The sequence below is a fragment of the Streptomyces sp. HSW2009 genome (assembly GCF_040240285.1).
In the GTDB taxonomy this organism is placed as follows: Bacteria; Actinomycetota; Actinomycetes; order Streptomycetales; family Streptomycetaceae; genus Streptomyces.
In genome coordinates, this window is sequence record NZ_JBEHZD010000811.1 from 1 (window position 1) to 2,570 (window position 2,570).

General features: G+C 75.4%; 2 protein-coding genes. Both read left to right on the forward strand.

Features of this window, described 5'->3' with window-relative positions; all coding sequences use genetic code 11:
- Nucleotides 1-903 (forward strand): proton-conducting transporter transmembrane domain-containing protein (locus AAHZ94_RS32450; RefSeq protein ID WP_349997291.1); only part of this gene is annotated, 903 nt, incomplete at its 5' end.
- On the forward strand, nucleotides 903-2,570 hold a 1,668-nt coding region (locus AAHZ94_RS32455), incomplete at its 3' end, for an NADH-quinone oxidoreductase subunit N (protein WP_349997292.1). The genes AAHZ94_RS32450 and AAHZ94_RS32455, both read left to right, overlap by 1 nt.

The window sequence follows — 2,570 nt, forward strand, 5'->3', positions numbered from 1 at the left end:
CGCGCGCGGGCGCGGCCGACCGCGGCCGGCGACTGCGCGGTCGGCCCCGCCGCGGCCCTCGCGTCCACCCGCCCCAAGGCCGACCTCAAGCGCCTGATCGCCTACTCGTCGGTCGGCCACATGGGCTTCGTCCTGCTCGGCATCTCCACCCTCACCCCGACCGGCGTCAACGGCGCGCTGTTCGCCAACATCGCCCACGGCCTCATCACCGGGCTGCTGTTCTTCCTGGTCGGCGCGGTCAAGGAGCGGTTCGGCAGCAGCGACCTCGACCAGCTCGCGGGGGGCGCACGGGCCGCGGGGGCCGCGCTCTACGGCAGGGCGCCACGGCTGGGCGGCCTCTTCGTCTTCGGCGCAGTCGCCTCGCTCGGACTGCCAGGACTCGCCGGATTCTGGGGCGAAATGCTCGCCATGTTCGGCGCGTACGAACCTGCCGCCGGCCTCAGCCGCCCCGCCTACCTCACCTTCCTCGCCCTCGCCGCCTTCGGCACCCTGCTCACCGCCGCGTACCTGCTGATCGTCGTACGCCGGGTCTGCATGGGCGAACCCGATGCCGGCGCCACGCCCGTGACCAGCGGCGACGGCGCGACCGACAGCGGCGGTGCGGGCGCTGTCGGCGGCATCCCGGCGGCCGTTCCGGTCGCGGTCGCGGCGGCCATGGCGGGGGACGGTGGCCCGCCCGCCGCCACAGCGACCCAACCCGCCGGCGCGCACCCCGCCGACCCGGGCGCGGGCCGCGCACCCGCCGGCGTGCGACCGGCGGGCGCCATCGACGACGTCCACGGCCACGAACTCGCCACCTGGACGCCCCTCGTCGCCCTCACCGTCATCGCCGGACTCTGGCCGGCGGTCCTCCTGGGCCTGACCGACCCGGCCGTGCAGCACCTTCTCGGAGGCGGGAGCTGATGAACACCACCGCCGCGAGCGCCGTCCAGTCCATCGACTGGGTGGCCATCGCCCCGCCCACCATCACGGCCGTCGTGGGCCTGGTCGTGCTGGTCGCCGACCTGTTCCTGAGCGAGCGCCGCAAGCCGCTGCTCGGCTGGGTCTCGGTGGCCGGACTCGCCGTCGCCGGCCTGTCCCTGCTGCCGCTGCGCACCACCGACCGCAGCACGTTCTGCCTGGTCAACGACGATTCGGTGTGCAGCTACGTGGCCGACGACTTCACGGTCGCGCTGCAACTCCTGGTACTCGGCGGTGCGCTGCTCACTGCCCTGCTGTCGCTGCCGGCCGTGACGGAACAGAAGCTTCCGGTCGGCGAGTACTGGTTCCTGCTGCTCTCCTCCACGGCCGGCGCCGCGCTGCTGCCGGCCTCCCGTGACCTGGCCACCCTGGTCATCGCCCTGGAAGTGGCCTCGCTGCCCGCCTTCGCCCTCGTCGGCCTGCGCCGCGGCGACCGGCGCTCGTCGGAAGCGGCGCTCAAGTTCTTCCTGTCGTCGGTCGCCGCCACCGCGGTCACGCTGCTCGGCGTGAGCTTCGTCTACGCCACCACCGGCAGCATGCACGTCGCCAAGGTCGCCGACGGCCTCACGCACGTCGACCCGCGCCTGGAGACCCTCGCCCAGACGGGCGTCGCGCTCACCCTGATCGGCTTCGCGTTCAAGACCGCGGCGGTCCCCTTCCACTTCTGGGTCCCGGACACCTACGTCGGCGCGCCGCTGCCGGTCGCCGCCTACCTCTCCGTCATCGGCAAGGCGGTCGGCTTCACCGGCCTGATCATCGTCACCGTCCGCGCCTTCCCCTCGTACGCGGACGTCTGGGGCCCGGCGCTGGCGGTCCTGGCCGCGCTCACCATGACGATCGGGAACGTGGCGGCCCTGCGCCAGCGCCCCGACCATCCGCACAGCGCCGTCCGCCTGCTGGCCTGGTCATCGGTCGGGCAGGCCGGCTACCTGCTGGTCCCCATCGCCGCCGCCGGCTACGCGGACTCCACCACGGACGCCGAACACGCCATCGGCGCCACGGTCGCCTACGCCCTGATGTACGCCGCGGTGAACATCGGCGCCTTCGCGGTGGTCGCCCTCGTCGCCCACCGCCCCGCCGGCCGTACGGGCCAGGGCCAGAGCCAGGGCCAGGACCCGGGCCGGAACCAGGTCGAGGGCCACCGCCTCACCGACCACCGCGCCCTGTACGCGACCCATCCGCTGGCGGCCCTCGCGCTCGGCTTCTTCCTGCTCTGCCTGGCCGGTCTGCCGCCGGGCATCATCGGCCTGTTCGCCAAGGTCGCGGTCTTCTCCGCGGTGGTCGACGCGGGCCTGGGCTGGCTCGCCGTCGTGATGGCGCTCAACGTCGTGATCGCGCTCTACTACTACCTCCAGTGGACGGCGTCCCTCTTCCGGGCCCCCGCCGCCACGGCAGCCCCCGCCGCCGCTGCGGCAGCCTCGGCCCCGGCCCCGGCTGGTTCTGCGGCAGACGCCCCCGGCGCCGCGGCAGGGGGCCGGCCCGGTACGCCGGCACATCCCGGCCAGGGGGGGGGGGGGCCCCGGCGCGGCGCGGCCCGCCCCCCCCCCCCCCCCCCGCCCCCCCCCCCCCCCGCCCCGCCGCCGCGCCCCCGCGCGCGCCGCCCCCCCCCC